The organism is Planktothrix sp. PCC 11201 (genome assembly GCF_900009135.1).
Lineage (GTDB): Bacteria > Cyanobacteriota > Cyanobacteriia > Cyanobacteriales > Microcoleaceae > Planktothrix.
In genome coordinates, this window is record NZ_LT797703.1 from 134,240 (window position 1) to 158,498 (window position 24,259).

Annotated in this window: 20 protein-coding genes and 1 tRNA gene; 12 read left to right on the top strand and 9 right to left on the bottom strand. The window is 39.7% G+C overall.

The window, feature by feature from the left end:
• The first annotated feature begins 105 nt into the window (after positions 1-105).
• Both PL11201_RS14910 and PL11201_RS14915 read left to right on the top strand, forming a co-directional pair.
• Positions 106-1,218, top strand: coding sequence for a glycosyl transferase (locus PL11201_RS14910; RefSeq protein ID WP_079679736.1), 1,113 nt, complete (start codon positions 106-108; stop codon positions 1,216-1,218).
• A gap of 51 nt (positions 1,219-1,269) precedes the next feature.
• On the top strand, positions 1,270-1,686 hold the full coding sequence (locus tag PL11201_RS14915) for a secondary thiamine-phosphate synthase enzyme YjbQ (protein WP_079679737.1): 417 nt from the start codon (positions 1,270-1,272) through the stop codon (positions 1,684-1,686).
• A gap of 8 nt (positions 1,687-1,694) precedes the next feature.
• Here the strand turns inward: PL11201_RS14915 and PL11201_RS14920 are convergent, their stop codons facing one another.
• Positions 1,695-2,474, bottom strand: a complete 780-nt coding sequence (locus tag PL11201_RS14920) for a hypothetical protein (protein ID WP_079679738.1) — start codon at positions 2,472-2,474, stop codon at positions 1,695-1,697.
• Between the two features lie 432 nt (positions 2,475-2,906).
• Between PL11201_RS14920 and PL11201_RS14925 the strand changes: the two genes are divergently transcribed.
• From PL11201_RS14925 to PL11201_RS14950, 6 genes are all read left to right on the top strand, one after another.
• Entirely contained in the window at positions 2,907-5,201 is a 2,295-nt protein-coding gene (locus PL11201_RS14925; protein ID WP_079679739.1) for a ribonuclease R family protein, read from the top strand.
• Between the two features lie 118 nt (positions 5,202-5,319).
• A complete protein-coding gene (locus PL11201_RS14930) occupies positions 5,320-6,003 on the top strand; it encodes a LapA family protein (RefSeq protein WP_079679740.1) in 684 nt (227 codons plus the stop codon).
• 258 nt (positions 6,004-6,261) lie between these two features.
• Positions 6,262-6,444: a hypothetical protein gene (locus tag PL11201_RS14935; protein WP_079679741.1), complete on the top strand. Its 183-nt coding sequence runs from the start codon at positions 6,262-6,264 to the stop codon at positions 6,442-6,444.
• A gap of 29 nt (positions 6,445-6,473) precedes the next feature.
• Entirely contained in the window at positions 6,474-7,100 is a 627-nt protein-coding gene (locus PL11201_RS14940; protein ID WP_200816778.1) for a hypothetical protein, read from the top strand.
• Complete coding sequence (locus PL11201_RS14945; protein WP_079679742.1) at positions 7,097-7,708, top strand: PIN domain-containing protein; 612 nt, start codon at positions 7,097-7,099, stop codon at positions 7,706-7,708. Before PL11201_RS14940 ends, PL11201_RS14945 begins: the two co-directional genes overlap by 4 nt.
• A gap of 212 nt (positions 7,709-7,920) precedes the next feature.
• A complete protein-coding gene (locus tag PL11201_RS14950) occupies positions 7,921-8,442 on the top strand; it encodes a hypothetical protein (protein ID WP_079679743.1) in 522 nt (173 codons plus the stop codon).
• A 104-nt stretch (positions 8,443-8,546) separates the two neighbouring features.
• Here PL11201_RS14950 and PL11201_RS14955 read toward each other — a convergent pair whose 3' ends face one another.
• From PL11201_RS14955 to PL11201_RS14965, 3 genes are read right to left on the bottom strand one after another with little or no spacing between them, the layout of a single operon-like run.
• On the bottom strand, positions 8,547-8,888 hold the full coding sequence (locus PL11201_RS14955) for a helix-turn-helix transcriptional regulator (protein WP_234996708.1): 342 nt from the start codon (positions 8,886-8,888) through the stop codon (positions 8,547-8,549).
• Positions 8,889-8,897: 9 nt separating this feature from the next.
• The gene (locus tag PL11201_RS14960; protein ID WP_079679744.1) at positions 8,898-9,350 is read right to left on the bottom strand and encodes a helix-turn-helix domain-containing protein; all 453 of its coding nucleotides are present in this window, start codon (positions 9,348-9,350) and stop codon (positions 8,898-8,900) included.
• Positions 9,350-9,583 (bottom strand): type II toxin-antitoxin system RelE/ParE family toxin, encoded by a 234-nt coding sequence (locus PL11201_RS14965; RefSeq protein WP_079679745.1) that lies wholly within the window; start codon positions 9,581-9,583, stop codon positions 9,350-9,352. The genes PL11201_RS14960 and PL11201_RS14965 overlap by 1 nt, the downstream gene beginning before the upstream one ends.
• Before the next feature lie 125 nt (positions 9,584-9,708).
• On the opposite strand from PL11201_RS14965, the gene uvrA reads away from it, so the two are divergent.
• Positions 9,709-12,678, top strand: coding sequence for an excinuclease ABC subunit UvrA (uvrA, locus tag PL11201_RS14970; RefSeq protein ID WP_144017775.1), 2,970 nt, complete (start codon positions 9,709-9,711; stop codon positions 12,676-12,678).
• A 141-nt stretch (positions 12,679-12,819) separates the two neighbouring features.
• Here the strand turns inward: uvrA and mrdA are convergent, their stop codons facing one another.
• Entirely contained in the window at positions 12,820-14,622 is a 1,803-nt protein-coding gene (mrdA, locus tag PL11201_RS14975; RefSeq protein WP_079679746.1) for a penicillin-binding protein 2, read from the bottom strand.
• Positions 14,623-14,726: 104 nt separating this feature from the next.
• Between mrdA and PL11201_RS14980 the strand changes: the two genes are divergently transcribed.
• Positions 14,727-17,117, top strand: coding sequence for a DNA phosphorothioation-associated putative methyltransferase (locus tag PL11201_RS14980; RefSeq protein WP_079679747.1), 2,391 nt, complete (start codon positions 14,727-14,729; stop codon positions 17,115-17,117).
• 82 nt (positions 17,118-17,199) lie between these two features.
• Positions 17,200-17,997 (top strand): pentapeptide repeat-containing protein, encoded by a 798-nt coding sequence (locus tag PL11201_RS14985; RefSeq protein ID WP_079679748.1) that lies wholly within the window; start codon positions 17,200-17,202, stop codon positions 17,995-17,997.
• 29 nt (positions 17,998-18,026) lie between these two features.
• Here the strand turns inward: PL11201_RS14985 and PL11201_RS14990 are convergent, their stop codons facing one another.
• Positions 18,027-20,564, bottom strand: a complete 2,538-nt coding sequence (locus PL11201_RS14990; RefSeq protein ID WP_079679796.1) for a phospholipid carrier-dependent glycosyltransferase — start codon at positions 20,562-20,564, stop codon at positions 18,027-18,029.
• Positions 20,565-20,753: 189 nt separating this feature from the next.
• Here PL11201_RS14990 and PL11201_RS14995 point away from each other — a divergent pair.
• Positions 20,754-20,826, top strand: a tRNA-Phe gene (locus PL11201_RS14995).
• Between the two features lie 25 nt (positions 20,827-20,851).
• Here PL11201_RS14995 and PL11201_RS15000 read toward each other — a convergent pair.
• The 3 genes from PL11201_RS15000 to PL11201_RS15010 all read right to left on the bottom strand — a co-directional run bounded on the left by PL11201_RS15000 (position 20,852) and on the right by PL11201_RS15010 (position 24,168).
• Complete coding sequence (locus tag PL11201_RS15000) at positions 20,852-21,286, bottom strand: NUDIX domain-containing protein (RefSeq protein WP_079679749.1); 435 nt, start codon at positions 21,284-21,286, stop codon at positions 20,852-20,854.
• Positions 21,287-21,400: 114 nt separating this feature from the next.
• Complete coding sequence (locus PL11201_RS15005; protein WP_234996709.1) at positions 21,401-21,952, bottom strand: shikimate kinase; 552 nt, start codon at positions 21,950-21,952, stop codon at positions 21,401-21,403.
• Between the two features lie 65 nt (positions 21,953-22,017).
• Positions 22,018-24,168, bottom strand: coding sequence for a Tex family protein (locus PL11201_RS15010; RefSeq protein ID WP_079679750.1), 2,151 nt, complete (start codon positions 24,166-24,168; stop codon positions 22,018-22,020).
• Between the last annotated feature and the right edge of the window lie 91 nt (positions 24,169-24,259).

Below are 24,259 nucleotides of genomic sequence, written 5' to 3' on the forward strand. Positions count from 1 at the left end.
TTAGGTGAAATCGGCTTAATTTTTATCTATCTTAAGTATGATTATTTGATCAAATCACCAAAATTGAATTTCTGTTAATCTAATCCAAACTAAATTTTTTCCATAATGTCAAGACCTACTGTATATTTAGCGATTACCAATCATGGCTTTGGTCATGCGGTTAGAACCTCTGCGGTTGCCAATGAAATTCAAAGGCGTTTTCCTGATGTGTTATTAATTTTAGTCACAACAGCCCCCCGATGGTTATTAGAATCTTATTTGGATGGGGATTTTATTATCCGTCCCCGAGGCTTTGATGTGGGGGTAGTACAGTCCGATAGTTTGACCATGGATAAGGCAGCAACCCTGGAACAATGGCAAAAAATCCGTCAACAGCAACGGGCGATTATTGCCGGGGAAGTGAGTTTTATTAAACAAAATAAAGTTGATTTAATCTTAGCTGATATTTCTCCCCTGGCTACGGAAATTGCTAAAGCTGCGGGGATTCCCTGTTGGATGATGGGGAATTTTGGCTGGGATTTTATCTATCGAGATTGGGGGGAAGAATTTATGGAGTTAGCAGATTGGATTTGCGGTTGTTTTAGTCGGTGCGATCGCCTGTTTCGGTTTCCTCTCCATGAACCGATGACGGCTTTTCCCCATCAAATTGATGTGGGTTTAACCGGGGGAAATCCTCGGTTTGATTTAGACTATCTGCGGGAAAAGTTAGGAATTAAAACCCCACCGGAAAAAACCATATTATTAACTTTTGGCGGTTTGGGATTATCAGCAATTCCCCACCATAATATTGAACGGTTATCGGATTATACGTTTATTACCTTTGATCAGCATTTACCCCCCTTTCCCAATTTAATTCAAGTCAGTAATTCTCAGAAATTACCGGATCACAAATCCCGTCCCTTCCATGTGCGTCCGGTGGATTTAATGCCTCTTTGTAGTCAGGTAATTTCTAAACCCGGTTATAGTACCTTTGCGGAGGCATTAAGATTAGATATTCCTGTAGTTTCTTTAACTAGAGATGGATTTGCCGAAGCTCCCGTTTTATTAGAATGGTTACAAAATTATGGGACTCACCAGATTATTACAACGACGGAATTTTTTCAACAGGATTGGAATTTTCTGAACCAACCTTTGATCAAACCCCGTTTATCTCAAACCTTAGATAAAAATGGGAATGAAGCGATCGCTCAATCTGTGATTGACTATCTTATGGGTTGACTTTAATATTTAAGGATCATTAAGCCCTGAAGGGCTTACTACGAATTAACTATGGCGCATTATCAAGAAATTTTGGAAGTACAAACCAGTGGAAAATCCTTTTCTACAATTACGGCTTATGTACAGGAAGTAGTTAAAAATTCTGGGATAAAAACAGGAATTTGCCATCTATTTTTACGTCATACTTCCGCCAGTTTAATTATCCAAGAAAATGCCGATCCCGATGTTCTCAGGGATTTAGAGAACTTTTTATCTAAGTTAGTTCCCGAAGGCAATTATTATATCCATGATGCCGAAGGGCCCGATGATATGCCCGCCCATATTCGCACTATTCTGACCCATACTTCTGAACAAATTCCGATTTCCCAGGGACGGTTACTATTAGGAACCTGGCAAGGAATTTATCTCTGGGAACATCGACGTCATCGTCATACCAGGGAATTAGTCGTCCATATTATGGGAGAATAAAACCGATTTTAGGGGGATTCGGTCGGTGTGGAAAGGGACTCTAAATAGTGCAGAAAATCCAATAATTCATTATCGGTTAAATGCTGGCGAGACCGCTTCCCGTAGGTTTTTTGTAAATGGGCGCGACCCTGTTCCTGCGTCCACCGTAGCCGTTTTAATTCAATATCCGTTTTAGCAATATCCGAGGAAAAATCCGTTGTTTCCAAAGAACGACCAGAACCCGCCGAGGCTTGACTAAATTCGGGTTCATCGGGATAGGTGGGGACACCTTCGGGACTTGCAGGAACCGGAGGCAAGGAAGCACTACGTCCTTTAGAACCCTTGGATTTGCTCTCCGTCTCATTGTCCGGGGTCTTGTCGGTTTTAGGCTGAATATAGGTGGCTGATAACCAATCATCGGAGGTGAGAGACCCGGAGGGAATTCCCCCGGAATCTTCATCGGGGATAGAAGATGGGGCGAAGGGGGGCGGACTCTCAAGGGTGGGAGGGACTGCGGGAACAGAAACAGCAGTGGAAACCTCCGGTTTGAGTTCCGGGGGTGTCGGTTTTAAAAGTTCCCTAGGGATAGAAGGTTGGGGTCGGGTGGTATCGAGATCTAGGGATTGAATCGCCCGTTTTTTGGCTTGATCTTCTGCTAACTCCACGGTATCAGCGGCGGCTAATCCCGTTGTTAGGATCACCCCGTCTATTTCGACCACCGCCCGCACCACATATTTTCCCAGATAAATGGTGAGTAGCTCAGAAATTAAACTTCCCGTCGGATAACGTGATCGCAATTGAGCCAACATAATCAATAATTCCTAAACAAACTACGATATACTTAAAGATTAGTCATTCACGAAGCTAAACGTCACAAATTCTATACCCTATCTCACAAGCACCAAGGGAATCAACATTGGGTGCTATTCCACAAGCTCGAAGTTAGCATTGCCCAAGGGAATAGATACTAGGGTATCCTCTGGTTTGCCTTTAGCCGACCTATCTAACGGAAGGCTTCTGTGCATCCGTGGATTGTAACACTGTCCTTATGGGGTTGGTAAAATCAGCCCGTGAGAAGTTCCCCCCAGGTGTTTTAAAGATGGGGTTTTGGGGGTTGGGTGTTGAGTGTCCGATGTGTGGAAAGCAGAAATCACTTCTTTGCTCAACCTTCACCCATTTAACACTAAATACCCATCCCTAATACCCGAAACCTGATTCTGACAAAGAGGATTAATCGCTACATGGAATTTTCAATCGCTACACTGTTAGCCTATTTTTCCGATGATAAATTAGTCACCCCCAAGGCTTTAGAGAAAAAACTCGCCCCCGACGAGGAAAGTCTCCGAAGGTTTCAAATTGCTTTGGATGCTTTGGAACGAATTGGCATTCTGGAAAAAGATAAAGGTCGTTATCGCCGGGTTCCCGAGGAAGGAATTGTGGAGGCGAAACTACGATGTTCGAGTAAAGGCTTCTGTTTTGCTATTCAAGATGCTGAAGGAGCCGAAGATGTTTATATTCGCGAAAGTCATCTGAGTACCGCTTGGAATGGCGATCGGGTTCTCGTTAGAATCATTAAAGAAGGTAGTCGTCGCCGTTCCCCTGAAGGAGAAGTTTATGTGATTTTAGAACGGGCTAATCCTTCAGTTTTAGCTCGAATTAAACAATCAAAAACCGGGTATCGGGCAGTTCCTTTAGATGATCGGTTGTTATTTGAATTAGATTTAATTAATGACCCTTCTGAACTAGCCGAGGCGGTGGATCATTTAGTTCATGTCGAAGTCCTGCGTTATCCCATTGGTGTCCATCGTCCCCTCGGTCACGTTGTCCAAATTCTCGGTTCCGATGCTGAAGATGCCGATGATTTAGATATTGTTTGTTGTAAACACGATTTACCCCGCAAATGGCCCGCCGGAGCTTTACGCGAAGCCGAGGCAATTGACCGTACCTTGAAAAAAAGCGATTTAAAAAATCGGGCTGATATTCGCAATGTCTTAACCATGAGTTTTGAACCGGATTTAGGTAATCCTGAATTTTCGGTTTTAGAAGATGAAGAACGGGCCAAGCGTCGCCCCTGCATCGATCATGCTTTTAGTATTGAACAAACTAAATCCGATCTTTGGCAATTAGGAATTCATTTAGCCGATGCTGCCCACTATATTCTCCCCGATAGTGATCTTGACCGAGAAGCCCGCAAACGGGGAACGGCGATTTATTTAGCGGATAAATTGATTCCGATTTATCCAGAAACAATTTCTTGCGATCGCTTGGCCCTAGTTCCCGACGAAGAACGATTGGCAATATCGATTATGATCACCTTAGATATGGCCGGACGGGTCATAGAATACGAGATCCAACCCAGTGTGATCCGGGTAGATCATCAACTCACCTTTGACCAAACCCAAGCCGTTCTCGATGGTGAACCCTCCCCCTTTGCTAATGTCCTAGAAAACCTACTGGAACTCAGTCGGGCGGTACGCCAAATTCGCCTAGAAAGGGGCAGTTTTGAACTCAATTTACCCGATACCCATTGCCACTTTAATGATGAAGGAGAACTAGGGCCAATTGTCCTATCTTCTTTGTCTCCAGCCCGGTCGATGATTTCTGAGTTGGTGGTATTGGCTAATCAAATTGTTGGCAGTCATTTAAACACCTTGGGTGTTCCAGCTATTTACCGCGTCCAACCGCCTCCAGAAGCTTCTGATGTCTCGGAGTTAGCCAAATTAGCAACCCATTTGGGGACGGAATTATTTTTGGAGGAAGATGAGGAGGTAGAACCGGGTACATTTCAACAATTTACTGAAGAATTGGCAAACAGCAGGGCGGAAAGGGTTTTGAGTTATTTATTGGAGGAAACTCTCAAACCGGCGGTTTATAGCACCACCGCTAAACTTCATTTTGGCTTGGCCCTTCCCTGTTATACCCATTGCACCTCCCCCCTGTCTCGCTATTGCGATTTACAGATTTTGCGGGTACTCAAAAGCGTGTTTGAGGAAGGACGCGATCGCCGTTCCACCCGCGCTAAGGAACGGGTGGATTTGGGTCATTCTTCCTGTCATGGGAAAATTACCTGGAATGTGCTCCCCCCGGAAATTCAGCATGAGTTGGAAAGTCAGTTTAACCAGTTAGTGATTCATCTGAGTGAACGGGAAAGCGTGGCGGTGGATGCGGAGGAGGACTTAGAGGGACTCAAGAAAACCGGGTTCATGAAGGAACGCACGGGCCAAAACTTCATTGGGTTGATTACTGGGGTTCAGTCCTATGGATTCTTTGTGGAAATTGAGGTGAAGTCCCCCGGCGGTACGGTTTTACGGGTGGAAGGACTGGTTCATGTTTCCTCCCTCAAGGATGACTGGTATGAATACCGTTCTCGTCAACAAACTTTAGTCGGTCGCAAAAATCGCAACCAATACCGTCTCGGGGATAATGTCGAAGTCCAGGTGAAAAGTGTAGACTACTATCGTCAACAAATTGATTTAGTTGCAGTCGGTGGTGGTAGTGAAGCCTCAGAGGATAACGACGAACCCTATTTTTCCTAAATCTTAACGCGGATTTAAGAGGATTTCACGGATTTCACGGATTTTCATCTGTGTTAATCTGCGTAATCCTCTTGAATTCGTGATCCTCATTCGTAATTCTTAATTCTTAATTCCTAAAATGTCTATTACACAATTAATTAGTTTACTGGTGCTTGTGGGAGGTTTAGCGATCTTTACGATCCAAAATCTATCCCCTTCTCTATCTTTAATTTTTTTAGGTAATCAACTGCCAACTTTGCCCCTTTCAATTTGGATTTTAATAGCGATCGCAATGGGAATATTAACCTATTCCATCATTTATAATTTATTTCAAGTTACCCCTCAGAGGGTTACACCTTTTTCTCCCTCTAAAACGGCTTCTGAGCCTGCTGCTAAAGCCCCCTTAGACCCTGTTAATCCTTCTTCTTGGGGTTATACTCCCGAACCCGTCGAACCAACTCCAGAATCGGTTTATACCGCCTATGGTTCCGTTAGTCCTGTTAGTTCTTCCGAACCGGAACCCCGTCGGAGTGGTTTTGCAGATGATGATGATTGGGAAACGGAAGTTAAACCTTTTAACCCCACTTGGGAAGGAGATGATGGGAGAGGAAATTCTCCAGAAAAACAACCCCTAACTGCATCGGATTCATCTTATTCTTATTCCTACGAGGATCGAGATTCTAGTAGTACCGGAGTCGGGAAAGTGGAAACGGTTTATGATGCTGATTATCGAATTATTACCCCGCCTCCGAAAACGAAAATTCAAGCTGATACTGAACCCAAAAATCAGAATTCTAATGACGAAGAAGAAGATTGGGTTTGACACTCTCAGGTTTGGGGTAAAAAATCGAATAAAAGTATGCTTATTAAAGAGATAGCATGGCGGTTAAAGAACAACGGGAATAGGAAAAATTAAACCATGAATAAATTACTTCAGCAAGTAATAGAAGAATTAGAAAAACTCCCAGAGGAGGAACAAAATGCGATCTCATCCTGATATTAATTGTTGAAGTTAAGCAGCGATCGCTCTAATTTCTTGCTATAATACGCTGTAAAGGTTAACAACACTCAAAAAATATTTATGTCAATTGTTGTAACACTGACTCCCGAACTGGAAGCAAAACTACGAGAAAAAGCCACCAAGCAAGGACAGGATATCAATTATGTTGTCACTGAACTTCTCAATCAAATCTTAACATGGGAAGCGGATGATACTGAAAAAGCAATTGAGGGAATTAAACGAGGGTTAGAAGATAGGGATTAAGCAACACAGAGAATAGGATAAATTAAACCATGAATAAATTACTTCAGCAAGTAATAGAAGAACTAGAAAAACTCCCAGAGGAGGAACAAAAGGCGATCGCATCTCGTTTGTTAGTAGAACTTCAGGTCAAAAATACTAAAGACAATCCTCAAATTACTACCTTTGAGCGAGATCAATCTGCATCACAAGTTTTTCAGTCTCGTTGGGAGGTAGATTTATCAGTTTATAATCGGGATAACCAACTGATATTAATTGTTGAAGTTAAGCGTAGATCCAAGCCTTCACTAGATTGGGTTATAGAATTAAGCCAGAAGATTTTTGAGAGTCAAAATTTTCCCAGATGTCCTTATCTGATGTTAGTTTTCACTGATTCAATCTATTTATGGTCTAATCTCAACCATCAAAAACAAATCGCAGAACCTTCTTATATTATTGATGCAACTCCTATTTTTCAACCTTACTTTGAACAAGTCGGAGTTACGGCGAATAAAATTAGTGGTCAAAGCTTTGAAATGATTGTGGCTTCTTGGTTAAGAGAAATTATTCATTCTTCAATCTTTCCTAATGTGAGTGATCAATCTCAACAATGGTTAGTTGATTCAGGACTAGGGAAAGCGATAGCAGGAGGTTACTTTCAATATGAGGATATTGCGTGAAGATCTACGTTGAGACTAATTTTTTCCTAGAATTAGTTTTTGAACAAGAACAGTTTCAAAGCTGTGAAGAAATTCTGTTACTTTGTGAAGGAGGACGTGCAGAACTGATCATTCCTGCCTATAGTTTAGCTGAACCTCATGAAAAATTAATTCGTCAAGATAGAAACCGTAAAGCTTTACAGCAACATCTGGATCGGGAATTTAAACAGCTTGAACGGACAGCTTCATACCAAAATTTGATTCAGAATAATATTAGAGAACTTTTCCGGTTATTAGTTGATATTGATGTTCAAGAAAAAAGACGATTTGCAGAATATAGAAATCGATTATTGAGTCATGCAGATATTATTCCACTGACTGCGGATATTATCTCTGAAGCCACAACCCATGAAGATTGTTATGGTTTGATGCCTCAAGATGCCTTAGTTTATACTTCAATTCTATTTCATCTCAATCTACATAAACCTGCGATCGCTTGTTTTTTAAATCGAAATTCACGAGATTTTGATACCCCCGAAATTAAAGCAGAATTAAATCGCTTGAATTGCAGAATGATATCACAATTTAATCAAGGATTAAGTTTTATTCAATCTCAACTATTATCTTAATAAAAAGGAATGTGTAGAAGAACAAATTAAATGTGAAGAAGATTTAAGGAACTTACTTTATAAAATTAGTTATTTCCCTCATGTTGGGATGGGGGAACCTGTTTATTTGGCTGGGTTATCTCAACTTGTAACATATCTTTAATGATCAAAATAATTATTCTGATATTGAAATTATAATTGGTGGAAGATATAAAACAAAAATAGCTTTTTTATTGATTAGAAAAGAAAAAATATTAATATATATTTTTGCTCACAGCTTAATACAAATGAAAAATAATTATCAAGGTATTGGACTTGATGATAATTTTGATTGTGTTTTAGGGGAAGTAGAAAAAATAATTATCGCTAAAAATGGAATAAAAATTATATTAAAGTCAAAACAAGAACATAGCTTTTATTTATTTGATACTGCGAAAGAAATTGATCATGAAATACAAAATAAGCTAAAGACTATATTAAAAAAACGGATTTCTATTTCGGAAGTATCTATAATACCTGCCGATAAGTATGAAGTAACCCAAAACGCAATGGTAATCTTTGTAATTGCAATGATTTTACTATTTATTCTAAATTTCTGTTCTAATGTATTTAGTGATTCCTCGAATTATCAGGATACAAATAGAGATAGAGAGGCAGATGTAAATGAATGTGCTGCTGAAACAGGGATGGGTAGTACAGTAAATCCAGGAGATATTGAACGACTGGATTCATGTTTAAAAAGAAAGGGATATTGATATTGATACCAATTTATAACAATTCTAAGTCCATAACACTGCATTTAATTGATCTTACAAATGCTTAAATGCGATCGCTATCTCAATCTACAGGTTATTGTTAACTATCCTATACTAGAAATTAAATCTCCGATCTCTTGAGGGGTAGCACCTGTAGCTAAAATAGCCTTAATTAACAACTCAATAGAAACCGAACCATCCCCATTTTCTGCTTTAGCAATAAGCGGTTGACTAGAATGAATTTTTTCAGCTAACTCTGATTGTGTCATCAAATTTTGACGACGTTCTTTTAACTTACGACTTAATACTAATTTAATTTCAACTAATAACACTTCTTCGGGCGTTAGTTCTAAAAACTCAGCCACAGTTCCTACTTTCCAGCCTTTAGCTTCTAAGCGTTTCTTTTTTTCTTCATCCATTGCACTATTAATCTTGATCTCGGTCATATAGTGAGTTCAACCTATAGGTAATTTTATTCTGTTTAGGGGTATTTTATTTATATCTTGATGATTGTTTTCTAATTCTTCAGAAACATCTAATACTGTTGATAGTGATGCTTCAAATTCTTCTGGTGTCATTCTCAACAACGCTGGAATAACTGCTACTTTTTTACCCTTAAGTAAAATCGTTACCTCGAAATCTGCACCCAAAGCATCTAAATAAGCTAAAACCGATTCAAAAGCATGATCATTATTAGCACTTTCTAACTTAGAAACCCAACTTTGACCTACTCCCATTTTTTCAGCTAATTCCGCTTGGGTTAAACCTGATTTTTTTCGCAAATTTCGCATCACTTGAGTTAAGGTTAATCTAAATAATTCCTGTCTTTCGATGAGTTGCATTTCTGGGGTATCAGGAATAATTTGCTCAAGGAAAGCCAGAACATCTTGAATATTTGTTTCTGTCATTAATTTCCCTCCTGTTGTTGAATGATGCAATCGCGTCGTCTAACCGCAATACTAATTTCTGCTTTAGGTGTTTTGCGACTTTTCTTTTTAAACCCATGTAATAGGACAAAACGCCTTCCAACAAAAGCACAAAGAAAAATTCGCGGATTATTGGGTGTATTATCTAATCGTAATTCATACAAATTTGTTTCCGTTACGATTTTATCTAAAATATCAGATCTTTTATTCCAAATTTGTCATATTTTATGCTAACACAATTTCACCAAATCTTCAATTATTGAACATAACCTAAAATTCCCGTATTCAGTAAATCTACGATAACGCTAAGATAATTAAGGACTGTACCACTCGAAATGTAGTGAACTCAAAATTGCTCTCTGACCCCCTACCCTATCCCAACAACACCCCCAACACCATCCGCATTCGGGGGGCGAAACAACATAACTTGAAAAATGTTGATTTGGAATTACCCCGCGATCGCCTCATCGTTTTTACCGGGGTTTCCGGCTCTGGGAAATCGTCCCTGGCCTTTGATACCATCTTCGCCGAAGGTCAGCGCCGCTATGTGGAGTCCCTGAGCGCCTACGCCCGCCAATTCCTCGGACAACTGGATAAACCCGACGTCGATGCGATCGATGGCTTGAGTCCCGCCATTTCCATTGACCAAAAATCCACCTCCCATAACCCCCGGTCTACCGTTGGGACGGTGACGGAAATTTATGATTATTTACGGTTGCTGTTTGGTCGGGCGGGACAGCCCCATTGTCCGATGTGCGATCGCAATATTGCCCCCCAGACCATCGATGAGATGTGCGATCGGATCATGGAACTCCCAGACCGCACCAAATTCATGATCCTGGCTCCGGTTGTTAGGGGAAAAAAAGGAACCCACCGCAAGCTATTATCGAGTTTAGCCTCCCAGGGATTTGTGCGGGTTAGGGTGAACAATGAGGTTTTGGAACTCTCAGAAAATATTGAATTAGATAAAAACCATACCCACACTATTGAAATTGTTATTGACCGCTTAATTAAAAAACCAGGACTACAAGAACGTCTGGCGGATTCCTTAACCACCTGTTTAAAACAATCGAATGGAATTGCAATTATAAAACTCTTAGATGATAATTCTGAAGATAAAAAAGATCCAGAATATCGCGATCCGTTAGAGTCCGATCACTTTGAACCCTCCTCAATTAAAGAAGTAGAATCTTCACAATTAGTCTTTTCTGAAAACTTCGCTTGTCCCGAACACGGGGCGGTGATGGAAGAACTTTCTCCTCGGTTATTTTCCTTTAATTCTCCCTTTGGGGCTTGTCCGAATTGTCATGGTTTAGGACATCTTAAAACCTTTTCCCCGGAGTTAGTAATTCCCGACTTAACTCAACCCGTTTATACGGCCATTGCCCCTTGGTCAGATAAGGATAATTCCTATTATTTATCCATCTTACATAGTGTGGGTCAAGCCTTTGGTTTTGAGATTACAACCCATTGGAATCAACTCACAAAAGAACAACAACATATTATCCTTTATGGTTCAGAGGAACCTATTTTAATTGAAACAGATTCTCGCTATCGAGAAAATAAAGGATATTATCGACCCTACGCCGGGGTACTGCCTTTATTACAACGTCAATATCAAGACAGTGCTTCCGAATTACAAAAACAAAAATTAGAACAATATTTAATTGATCAACCCTGCGAAGTTTGTCTGGGAAAAAGACTCAAACCCGAAGCCCTAGCGGTGCGAGTGGGACAATATCAAATCGATGAACTAACAGGAGTTTCAATTCAGGATTGTTTAAACCGAATTAATCAGTTAAACCTAACCGAAAGACAAGCCAAAATAGCGGAATTAGTCCTGCGGGAAATTAAAGCTAGATTGCAATTTTTACTAGATGTGGGATTAGACTATTTAACCCTAGCTAGAACCGCATCCACCCTATCAGGAGGAGAAGCCCAACGGATTCGGTTAGCGACCCAAATTGGAGCGGGTTTAACGGGGGTTTTATATGTCTTAGATGAACCCAGTATTGGATTACATCAACGGGATAATACAAAACTCTTAAATACCCTGATCAAATTACGGGATTTAGGAAATACTTTAATTGTGGTTGAACATGATGAAGAAACTATTCGGGCGGCGGATCATTTAGTAGATATTGGGCCGGGGGCGGGAGTACATGGCGGTGAAATTGTCGCCCAGGGAAATATAGAGGTTTTATTAAATTCTGAAACCTCCTTAACGGGGGCTTATTTATCAGGAAGAAAGCAAATCGAAACCCCTACTGAAAGAAGAAAAGGCAATGGAAAAACCATTAAATTAATTAACGCTACCCGCAATAACTTAAACAAAATTACCGTGGAAATTCCGTTAGGAAAACTGGTGAGTATTACGGGGGTTTCCGGTTCGGGAAAATCAACTTTAATGAATGAATTACTGTATCCGGCTTTACAACATCATTTCACACGGAAAGTCCCTTTTCCCAAGGATTTAAAACAAATAGAAGGGTTAGACGCATTAGATAAAGTAATTGTAATTGATCAATCTCCCATTGGTCGAACACCCAGATCTAACCCCGCAACTTATACCGGAGTTTTTGATATTATTCGAGAGGTTTTTACCGAAACTATTGAAGCTAAAGCCAGAGGTTATAAAGCCGGACAATTTTCGTTTAATGTGAAAGGAGGGCGGTGTGAAGCCTGCGGCGGACAGGGTGTTAATGTGATTGAAATGAACTTTTTGCCCGATGTTTATGTGCAGTGTGAAGTGTGCAAAGGAGCCCGATATAATCGAGAAACTTTACAGGTGAAATATAAAGGATATTCGATTGCAGATGTGTTAAATATGCCCGTAGAAACCGCGTTAGAAGTGTTTCAAAATATCCCCCGGGCGGCGAGTCGTTTACAAACTTTAGCGGATGTGGGTTTGGGCTATATTCGTTTAGGACAACCCGCGCCAACCTTATCAGGAGGGGAGGCCCAACGGGTTAAATTAGCATCAGAATTATCCAAAAGAGCCACGGGAAAAACGTTATATTTAATTGATGAACCGACAACGGGTTTATCGTTTTATGACGTGCATCAATTATTAAATGTATTGCAACGTTTGGTGGATAAAGGCAATTCTATTTTAGTGATTGAACATAATTTAGATGTGATTCGTTGTGCAGATTGGGTAATTGATTTAGGGCCAGAGGGAGGAGATAAAGGAGGAGAATTAATTGCCGAAGGAACCCCGGAAGATATTGCTAAAAACACTAAATCTTATACGGGAATTTATTTAAAACAAGTGTTAAAACAACATATAGCAATCCTAAATAGGTTGTAATATTTTATTGTAGGGGTTGGGTCTTCCAACCCAGGCTTAAAGAGGGTTGGAAGACCCAACCCCTACGGGTTTCACAAATCATTATTGAAGCCTTTTATAAAATGATTGGTAGTCGGATATTAATACCCCATAAAAAAATCCCTATTTCCTATTGCTATGTTTGCTAAAATAGGTTTTAAAAATATCTTGAGCAATTGGAGCCGCAGAAACCGCCCCATATCCCCCGGCTTCGACGATAACGGCGATCGCAATTTCCGGTTTATTCGCAGGCCCAAACCCCACATACATCGCATTATCAGGCTGTCCAGGGATTTCCACGGTTCCGGTTTTTCCTCCCGTTAAAGGAATTGAACCATCATTTAAACTCCGTCCAGTTCCTTTTTTTACAACATCAATTAACCCAGCCCGAATCAGATTTAAAGTAGATGCAGAAATCTTAGTTTTAATCGGTTTTGTTTGAATTGTATTAGTTTGAGATATTAATAAATGGGGTTGAACTCGCCAACCACTATTAGCCACGGTAGAAACCATCACAGCTAATTCTAACGGGGTAACTAAGACTAAACCCTGACCAATTGCCATGGTCACCGTATCCCCAATATACCAAGGTTCGCCATATAATTTTTCTTTCTCTTGAGGAGTAGGAATTTGCCCATGATTGGCGCCATCTAACCCCAATAAATCCAAATTAATTGTCCCGGCAATTCCTAATTCTTTGCCCCATTTGGCAATATTTTCTGCTCCCGTTTTCACCCCAACTTGATAGAAAAAGGTATTACTACTAAAAGCTAAAGCTTCTTTAAATCCAATTACACCATAACCCTTTCCATGTTCATTAAAGGAAATCCCCCCAATTTTAATTGATGCAGCAGTCGGGATTTTAGAAGTAATGGAAAAATTCCCCGATTCAATTCCCGCCGCAGTGGTCACAATCTTAAATGTACTCCCTGGGGGATATCCCTGTAAAGCTCGATTTAATAACGGTTGTTCAGCACTTTGTAGCTTTTTCCAGTCCTGATTTGTTACCTGATTTGTAAATAAATTAGGATCAAAAGTTGGGCCACTAGCTAAGGCTAAAATCGCTCCGGTTTTGACATCTAAAACCACCACCGCCCCCCGACGATTTGCCAAGGCTTTTTCGGCAGTTTTTTGTAAGGCTAAATCTAATGTTAGCTGAACTGATTGACCCGGTTTAGGAGATTGCAACCCTAACTCTTGAATTTCCTGACCTTTGGCATCGACTTCCAGTAATCGATTCCCCCAAATGCCTTTAATTTGGGAATTTACTAATTTTTCAACTCCCATTTTTCCAGCCATCATTCCCATCGGATCATGAGGATTTGCTTTTAATTCTTCTGATGTCGCCTCCCCAATATAACCTAAAATATGAGCCGCTAATTTTCCATTGGGATAATGACGCCGAGATTCTGCTCGCACTTCAACACCGCGTAAATTTTCGACTTTTTCCGCTAAACCAATAAACATTTTAGCCGAAAGATTCGGACTAACTCTCACCGGAATTCGAGATCGATATCCGGTTTTTTCTAATTTTTGCAGAATCTCAGCAGCGGGAACATTTAAAATAGCATGGAGTTGTTCTACTGTAATTTTCCATTGTTCAGGAGACTGTTCCTGGGGCCATAAATATACGGAGCGCGAGAGTTGACTTCCCGCTAATAAATCCCCGTTTCGATCTAAAATTTGCCCCCGTTTAGCCGGGACAGGAATCAGGCGTAAACGGTTATTTTCCGCCCGAATACGATGATATTCTCCTTCAATTAATTGTAACTGTACCAGTTTAATTCCTAAACCTCCAAAAAAACACCCAATTAACAATAATAAAATTACCCCTTTATGAGTCCTACGACGTTGGATTATTGAATTTTGTTGGGCTGGGATTGTCAGATATGGAGATTTAGACGGAAACAGAGATTCGTTAGCCATAGTTAAGAAATTCTTAGATTAAACTTTATTATTCTTAATTCTTAATTCCGGTTTCTTGCCTTAAAATCAGAACAAACTGCCACGTTTTCATGGGGGTCAGATGAATGAGTAGTAGTCATCATCTTGTTTTTCCTCCCCGGACTTACTCTGGGGAATCCCTTACCACCTCTGAGGTTTTAACTCAACTGAATTCTCCTAACCGGGATTTTGCTGTTGGGAATGATTTGCTGATGTTTTTGGCTATACAAGCTCTACAAAGACAAGTTCCCCCCCGTCTCAAAGCTTTTGATGATTTTGCTCCCGAAATTCAACGGGAAATCTCCAACTATTTTGGCAGTTATCAACAGACTTGTATTTTGATCAATCAATTATTAATAACCGTTGAAAATCTGAATATTATCACTCAATATTGCCAGCAAAGTCCCCTAGGGAAAAAACTACCCAACGCTTTATATATTCATCGTTCAGCCTTAAATGAGTTAAATATTGTATTAAGACTATACGAACAATTAAGTCGTTTTTATTTACCATCATTAAAACCCTTTACTCTAATTAAATTTCATACCAATCAATCATTGATTTCTTATTTATTTTATCCTGATTTTGATCAAGATCCCCATCCTGCCTTAACAGCTAGTTTTCAAGTGAATGTTAAAACCGGACAGGTAAATATTATGGATTATTCTAATAGTGATAATCCTCCGATTCTGCATCGAAAAGAAACCTTTATTACGCCTAATTATCCCAATTATCAAAAGTTTAAACAACTCACCAAAACCGAAGAAAGATTAGGATTATTAGAAATACCTAAACTTTCATCCCTTCAGGAATTTATTCACTCAGAAACTCGTTTATACCGAACCATTGGAACTCGCAAAGGTTGGCAACAACACCTACATAAACATGGGGTAGAAATCCATGATCATCGGGTGATGAAACTTTCAGAAATTACCAATAATTTAACCGAATTTAATTCGGAAAATGCCTTACATTTTTCACCCAAAATTGAACGTCATCGCGCCGCCATTCCCCGTAAACATTTATCCCGTCCGGTGCGTTTAGCCCTAGAAGCGGAAGTGTTTCAAGAACATAGCACTTTTTTTGATTATGGTTGTGGATATGGGGGGGATATTCAACGATTAACAGAACAGGGGTATACAGGGAGCGGATGGGATCCTTATTATTCTCCCCAAACTCCCCAAATAGAATCCGATATTGTGAATTTGGGGTATGTGATTAATGTGATTGAATGTCAAAACGAACGACGGGAAGCCTTAATTCAAGCCTGGAATTTAGCTCAAAAAGTCCTAATTGTTGCAGCCCAAGTATTAGTAGATGCTCAAGAAAAAGGGATTATGGTGTATGGGGATGGGGTGATTACCAGTCGCAATACCTTTCAAAAATATTATCAACAGGAAGAACTCAAAGTTTATATTGATCAAGTCTTAAATGTTGATGCAATTCCCTTAGATTTAGGGATTTATATTGTGTTTCGGGATGAGAGCGAAGCCGAAAAATTTCGAGCCTCTCGCTTCCGATCTCGGTTAACTTCTCCCCGAATTCGTTTAACTTTGAAACGGTTTGAAGATTATCAAGAATTACTTCAACCGTTAATTGAATTTATCAGCGATCGCGGTCGTTTACCCGTGGAAACCGAACTTCCAGAAGCCGAACAACTGCAACAGGAATTTGGCAGTTTGAAACGAGCTTTTCAAATTATTTTACAAGTTACAAATCCCGAAGAATGGGACGTAATTGCCCATAAACGCCGTCAGGATTTACTGGTTTATATTGCCTTAAGTCGATTTAGTCGCCGTCCGAAACTGTTTCAACTTTCAGAAGCAATGAAAAATGATATAAAAGGTTTATTCGGTAGTTATAGAAAATCTTGTGATTTAGCAGATTTAATGTTATATACTCTGGGTGATCCTAAAATCATTGCCAACCATTGCCAAAACAGTGAAGTGGGTCAAAAACGAGCCAATTCCCTCTGGATTCATATTTGCGCACTGGAAAAACTATCTCCATTACTGCGACTCTATGAAGGATGTGCTAGTCAAACCCTGGGTCGTCCTGAAGGGGCAAACTTAATTAAGTTTCATATCAAAACTCCCAAAATTTCCTATTTATTTTCCCCCGATTTTGATCTCGAAACCCATCCGACCCTGAGTAACTGTATGCAAATTGACCTGCGGGATCTTCATGTCAGCTATCAAACCTATGATGGCCCCAACCCCCCAATTTTGCATCGCAAACACACCTTGGTCACCCCAGACTATCCCCACCATCAACAGTTGGTAAAACTCTCTGACCAAGAGGAAAAATGGGGACTGTTCGATAACTTTGGATTGATTCAAACGCGCCTGGGTTGGTTAAAATGTTTAGAAGATCATTGTGCTCAAATCAGGGGTTATCGTGTCTACTGGCGTACAGATGCCGATCCTTATCGGGTGAAATTATTACGTTCTGCTCGTCGGAATCGTAATAAATTATAGATTTTACCCCCGATATCTTTGTTCATCAATAGCCAATTTATTGTCGAGTCAGGCTAACAAGAATTAGATTAAACATTAAACAATGGATATTAAACAATTACTAGAAAAATACACCCACGGGGAAAGGGATTTTCGAGGCGCTATTTTAATTGGGATTCAACTCAATGGCGTTGATTTAAGTAGTGTCGATTTAAGTGGAGCAAATCTGATTAATGCCGACTTGCAAGAAGCGGATTTAAGCGAAGCCGATTTGACCGGAGTCAACCTAATTAATGCTAACTTAAGTGGTGCTGATTTAAGTGGTTCGGATCTAAGCCGTGCCTATCTGAATGGAGCTAAATTAGTTGGTGCTTATCTCAACCGCACCCATTTAATTAATACCTATTTAAGTGGAGCCAATTTAATTTATACTAAACTAATTGGGGCAAATTTAACCGGGGCTAATCTCACTAATGTTAAATTAATTAATGCGAATTTGACTCGAGCAGTTTTGACCAATGCTAATCTCACCGGAGTTAATTTAATTGGGGCTGATCTCAAAAGTGCTAACCTTTTAGGGGCTGATCTCAGGGGAGCAAATTTAAGTGGAACCTTAATTGATGAAACTACCCAACTGAGTGACAAATGGCGACTGGTTCAAGAAATTGTCACCCAAGGGGGAATAGAACGGGATTTACGTTATGCAGATTTGAAAGAAACTAACTTAATTGGAGCCAATTTAACCCGGGCTAATTTAAGTCATGCAGATTTAAGCGGTTCTAATTTAAGTGGAATTTATCTCACCGATACTATTATCGAAAACGCTAAATTTGTCGGTGTGGTGGGACTTTCTCCTGAAGCTAAACTCAACCTCAAACAACGCGGGGCTATCTTAGATTAGGAATTAATTTACTCCTGAGCAATCTCTACCTAACTTTTAATTTTATTCAAGACTTGTAAATTCTGCCAAGCTTGAATAAAGTTCCCCTGTAGGAGTTGAGAAACCCCGACTAAAACCTTAAATTCAGGTTGATTGGGGTTTAACTCTAAAGCTGGTTTTAGGGCCTGTTCTGCTAATTTTGCTTGTAAATTATACAGATAAACAAACCCTAAATAGGCGTGAGCATTGGGATTTTTACTATCAAGTTGAGTTACTATTTTTAAGGCTGCGATCGCACCTTCAGCATCCTGTTGTAAAACATTAGCCAAAGCCAAATTATAAGCAAAATCTAATCGATTAGGCTCCTGTTTTAAGCGATATTCTAAGGCTTTTTCCGCTTGAATTGTATAGTCTTGAGTCGGATCATATTGATTAATTCTTCCCACCTGAGCAAAAATCGGATCTAACCCCTTAATTCCTGCGGGTAAATTAACGGTTAATAGTCTTAACTGCGTCACTAAATCTAACTCGGGGGCGGCGACGGGAGGCGTTTTAGGATCAATTTTTAAGGTAATATTAGGGGTGTTAATTTTATAGTTTTTCCCCGTTTCTCGGTTCAAATAAGTGGCTTCTAATTGATAATTTCCTGGAATCAAATCAACCGGAGGAAACATCGCCATTCGTTCCGTGACTTGATAACTTTGATTCGGTGCATCCCCATATAATTGTCCTGTTCCTATCCCATGATCATGAATCCAAGATGATAAACCTTTGGGGTTAGAAGGAGTTAACTTCCAATTTAAAATCACAATTCCCTGCTGCAAATCCTGTAACGATCCTCGCCATTGATAAGTAACAGGAACCGGAAGACCAGGAGGGGCTTGAGTCGGAATTAAAACCCGTTCTAACTCTATTTTGGGAATCGATTCTTTTATAGGTAAAACTTCTACAAAGGGAATAATTCTTTCATATAAATTCAAAAAACTATTATCGGGTAATAGCCATTGTTGATTCAGCTTAAATTCGGGACTGGTTTCTAAGGTTTGCATCGTCATTTGTTGAGCATCCTGTACCCGATTTACTGAACCCTGTTGTCCGGTTTTAGTCACAAACCAAGACATTGATCGCACATCTTGTAAAACATGATTTTTATTCGTTCCCACCTGTCTCCCGTGAACCTGAGAACCTTGTAATGAACCATAATAGTTTAAGTTATGTTGATTAATTTCTGGCGTTGAAGGTAATACTCCTAAATTGCTTTTTAAATAGGGTTGTGATGCAATCATAGCAGTAATTACTTGTTCATGGGGCCAAGGGTTTCCTAAATAAACATGATGTTCATTTCCCGGGTTGAAAGTTCTAATTACCTGTCTAACCGGATAACTGCCAATTGGCCATAAATTAAACATCATTAATATTATCCCTAAACCCAAGGTTCCCCACCGAATTTGGCGCCCCCAACCTTGAGGAAATAAGGTTAAAAAATAGGCTAAAACAATCGCTAAAACCGGGAGTAAGGGTAAACTATAGCGGAAATCTTTGTTAGGGTTTAGGGAGCAGAGGAGATATCCCCCAAACCAAAATATTGCTAACCATTTTAAGGATATCCAGTTTAATTCTAACTTTGAGAAATGTTCAAAGGGATGATGCTGTTGATTCCAAGACAAAGAATAGTGTTTAATAATATAGAATAAAAGACCAATAATCGGAATAATTAATAGGGGGAAAGAAACATGGGCGGGCAGTAATTTAAAATAATATGTCCAAGCATCTAAACTGGTTAAAGCCGGATCACCTTCGGCGATCGCCGAATCAAGCGTCGCTCGTTTTCCCGATGTTAACATTAATAACCAATTGGTTCTCGCCCAAGGAAAAATAATCGCTATTGATAATAATAATCCTACGAATAATTGTAAAAATCGCTGCCATTGGCGTTTTTTTAAAACTCCTACCGTCACCAACAATAGGGGAGTAAATAGGAAAAAAAGAGCCGTTTGTTTGGTTAAAAGAGCCAGCCCAAAGGTGAACCCAAATAGAATAGCCCACCGCCAAGAATAAGTTGGTTTTTTATCGGAATTATCAAGACCAGAAAACCACCATAAAGTCAAGCTATAGAAACTTAATGTCACCATAGCTGTTAACGGATAATCGAGCAAAAATTGTAACCGATGGTGATAAAGTCCGGGTAAAATTGCACAGATAGCCGTTGCCCAAAATCCTACGGAACGGTTAAATAATAGGGTTCCTAAACCATAAACTGAAGCGAATAAAATAGCACTAAATAATAGATGAACTGCATTAGTTTGATCCGATCCAGTTCCTAATAAATTCTGAAAGGGAATAGTTAATAAATAGGTCAAGGGGGGAATTTTAGGGGACATCATCCACATCTGAGTCCACCAGTCCCCGGAAAACCATTGGGGGTGTTGCCAAACTTGCCAATAATTTAAAGCCTCATTCAGATAATCCGCCTGATCCCAAGCGGGAACAGACCAATCCATCCTAAACCAGAGGCGATCGCTCACCGCCACCACCAACCAAATTAAGCCAACCCCAATGAGCTCTGCGGGGGGTTTGTTGTGCTTCATCGTTGTGCTTCCTAATAAGATTTGTGAACCCAAACCAGAGGGCTGAATCTCCAAAGTCAATTAATCAGAGGGTTTGAAGACCAAACCCCTAGAATAAAATACTATGATCGATGCCGATCAGAAAAAATTTCTTCGCCGGGGGGTTGCCAAACTCAATTCTATTTGCTAGATTAGTGAAAGTGAAAACAAGCCGGGATAGCTCAGTTGGTAGAGCAGAGGACTGAAAATCCTCGTGTCGGGAGTTCAAGTCTCCCTCCTGGCATCCTGAAAAATTAGACCGTTACTGATCAACTCAGTGGCGGTCTAATTTTGTAATGGCGATAACGCCAATAGTCTTTGAGAATCCGATCATGGTCAAAACAGAGGTTTTGGGGGATTCTCCAGGGTTCAAAAAGTTCTAAATGTTTCGCATCATCCGCCGCCTGGGGTTCGCCAATTGCTGTGGCTAAAAAAACAACGCTAAGGGTATGTTGACGCGGATCTCGACTCGGATCGGAATACACATAAAATTGTTCAATTAACTCGATATCTAATCCCGTTTCTTCTTTTGCTTCCCGAATGGCGGCGGTTTCAACGGATTCTCCATAATCCACAAATCCCCCAGGAATTGCCCATCCAAAGGGCGGATTTTTGCGTTCAATTAATACAATGGGTCTAGCCGGGCGATCGCTTAATTCAATAATAATATCAACGGTGGGAGCAGGATTGCGATAATCAGTCATCAGTTATCAGTTATCAGTTATCAGTTGTAGGGGCGGGTTCATCGAGATGCGCGGTGATTCACTCATATCTAAAAGAATCCGCCCGTACCAGTTATCAGTTTAAGATTTTACAGTTTAATTTAAACCATGGGATTGAGGTTTTAAAATAGTGGGAATTTTTTCTAAGATTTGGATAACAACCTGTTGCGGGATACCGCCAGCATTAATTGTAATTTCGAGATCGGCTTGATTGTACAGGGATTGACGTTGTTTTAACAGGGTTTGTAATTGTTGTAACGGGTCGGGATGTTGTAATAAGGGTCGAGTCTGATCTTCTTTTAAACGGTTATAGAGTTCTTCCACGGGAACATTCAGCCAAATAATCATTCCATGTCTGAGATAACTCCAATTCATTTGTTTAAGAATAATTCCTCCTCCCGTCGCCACCACAAATTTTTTATAGGCACAAATTTCCGATAAAACTTGAGATTCTAACTCTCTAAAAACCGCTTCTCCTTCCGTGGCAAAGATATCAGTAATAGACCGATGGGTGGTTTGGCTAATTAGGTCATCGGTATCTATGAATCGATACCCTAACTGTTTGGCTAATAATCGACCAATGGTGCTTTTCCCTGACCCCATCATCCCAATTAAATAAATATTGATGCCTTTTAACTGTTCTTGCAAAGTTGATAACTCCCCATTAAAAACGATTCTTTAGTATGTCATTTACTCTATTTTACACTAATTCTTTACAATTTCATCGTTAAACTAATCCGTTTTAACTTCTCATTAATTTCCATTACCCGCACCTTAACTACTTGTCCAACCTTAACAAATTTATTCGGATCATCGACAAATTGATCGGCGATTTGGGAAATATGAACTAACCCATCTTGATGCACACCAATATCAACAAATGCGCCAAAAGCAACTACATTAGTCACACTTCCTTCTAATTCCATGCCGATTTTTAGATCGGATATTTCTTTAATTCCCTCTTTAAAGGTGGCATATTTAAACTCAGCCCGGGGATCGCGTCCGGGTTTTTCTAATTCGCTAATAATATCTTTTAAGGTAGGAATTCCGATGGTATCAGTAACATATTTATCCAGTTTAACGGATTTAATTTTATCCTTAAATTGACTGATATTATTTAAGGTAACTCCTACATCCTTCGCCATAATTTCCACAACGGGATAACTTTCGGGGTGAACTGCGGTATTGTCTAAAGGATTAACACCCCCTCTAATTCTTAAAAATCCCGCCGCCTGTTGAAAGGCTTTAGGGCCTAATTTAGCAACTTTTAACAGTTCTTTTCGAGTTTTAAAGGCTCCATTTTCATTGCGATAATTGACAATATTCTGGGCAACTGTTGGGGTAATTCCTGATACAAAGGTTAATAATTCCTTGGAGGCGGTATTTAATTCCACTCCCACATAATTAACACAACTTTCAACAGTATCATCGAGTTTTTTCTTCAGTAATTTCTGATCTACATCATGTTGATATTGTCCGACACCAATGGACTTGGGATCAATTTTAACTAATTCTGCTAGGGGATCTTGTAACCGTCTTCCGATACTAATAGCGCCCCGCACCGTTAAGTCTAAATCGGGAAATTCCTGTCGGGCTACATCACTAGCAGAATAAATTGATGCACCGGATTCATTCACCATAACTTTTATCGGTTTTCGGTCTAATTTAGCAATAATTTCCGTTACAAATTCATCGGTTTCTCGTCCGGCGGTGCCATTTCCGATGGCGATTAATTCGATTTTATATTTATCAATTAATTGTTTAACTTTTTGCGCAGCTTCTTGACGTTGACCCGTCGCTTGATGGGGGAAAATCGTATGATATTCACAGAATTTTCCGGTTTCTGATAATACGGAAACTTTGCACCCAGTTCTAAATCCAGGGTCAATGGCTAAGGTAGGTTTCATTCCCGCCGGGGAAGCGAGTAATAATTCTCTTAAATTCGATTCAAAGGTTTTAATTGATTCCAAATCAGCGTAGGTTTTGCGATCGCCTCTAACTTCACTGATTAAAGAGGTTTTCATTAACCGATTAAAGGCATCTTTTAACATCGGCTGATAGAATTTTCTAATAATAGGATTTTTAGTTTTAATTTCCTGAGATTCTAAATAGGACTGAACAAAATCTTGATCAAATTCAATCTCAACTTTTAAGATTCCCTCCGTTTCTCCTCGCAATAATGCCAACAAATTATGGGGTTTAATATCCTGTACATTTTCTCGATATTGGCGGTACATTTCAAATTTAGTTGACCCTTCGGGATAGTCCTCTTTTACTAGGGAAACAAATACCCCTCGATTCATTAAATATTCTCTTAAATAGGCTCGTAAATTAGCTTTTTCGGATACAATTTCTGCTAAAATATCAGAAGCTCCATTTAATGCTTCTTCAATGGTTTTAACGCCTTTTTCTGCGGAAATATATTTTTCCGCTTCTGATTCTAAATCCGGGGTAGGGGAATTGGGTTGATTAAAATTAGCAATAAATTGGGCTAGGGGTTCTAATCCCTTTTCTTTAGCAATGGTGGCGCGGGTTCGGCGTTTAGGTTTATAGGGTAAATATAAATCTTCTAATTCGGTTTTTTGTAAACAGGTTTCGATTTTTTCTCGAAGTTCATCGGTGAGTTTTTCTTGGGATGCGATCGCTTCTAAAATACTTTTTTTCCGGTCTTCCAATTCCGTTAAATAGGTATAACGTTCTGAAAGATCCCGCAGTTGAATTTCATCTAAGGAACCCGTTATTTCCTTGCGATATCGCGCTACAAAAGGAATGGTTGCACCCTCGGAAAACAGTTGTAGTGCGTTTTCTACCTGAAAGGGTTTAAGGGACAGTTCTTGAGCGAGAATTTGAGAAATATTGAGCATGGGATTCAGAATCAACCGTGATTTTACCTAATCTTAATTATATCATATTTAATTCAATGTCAGAAATCCGAATAATCGTAGGGGCGAGGCG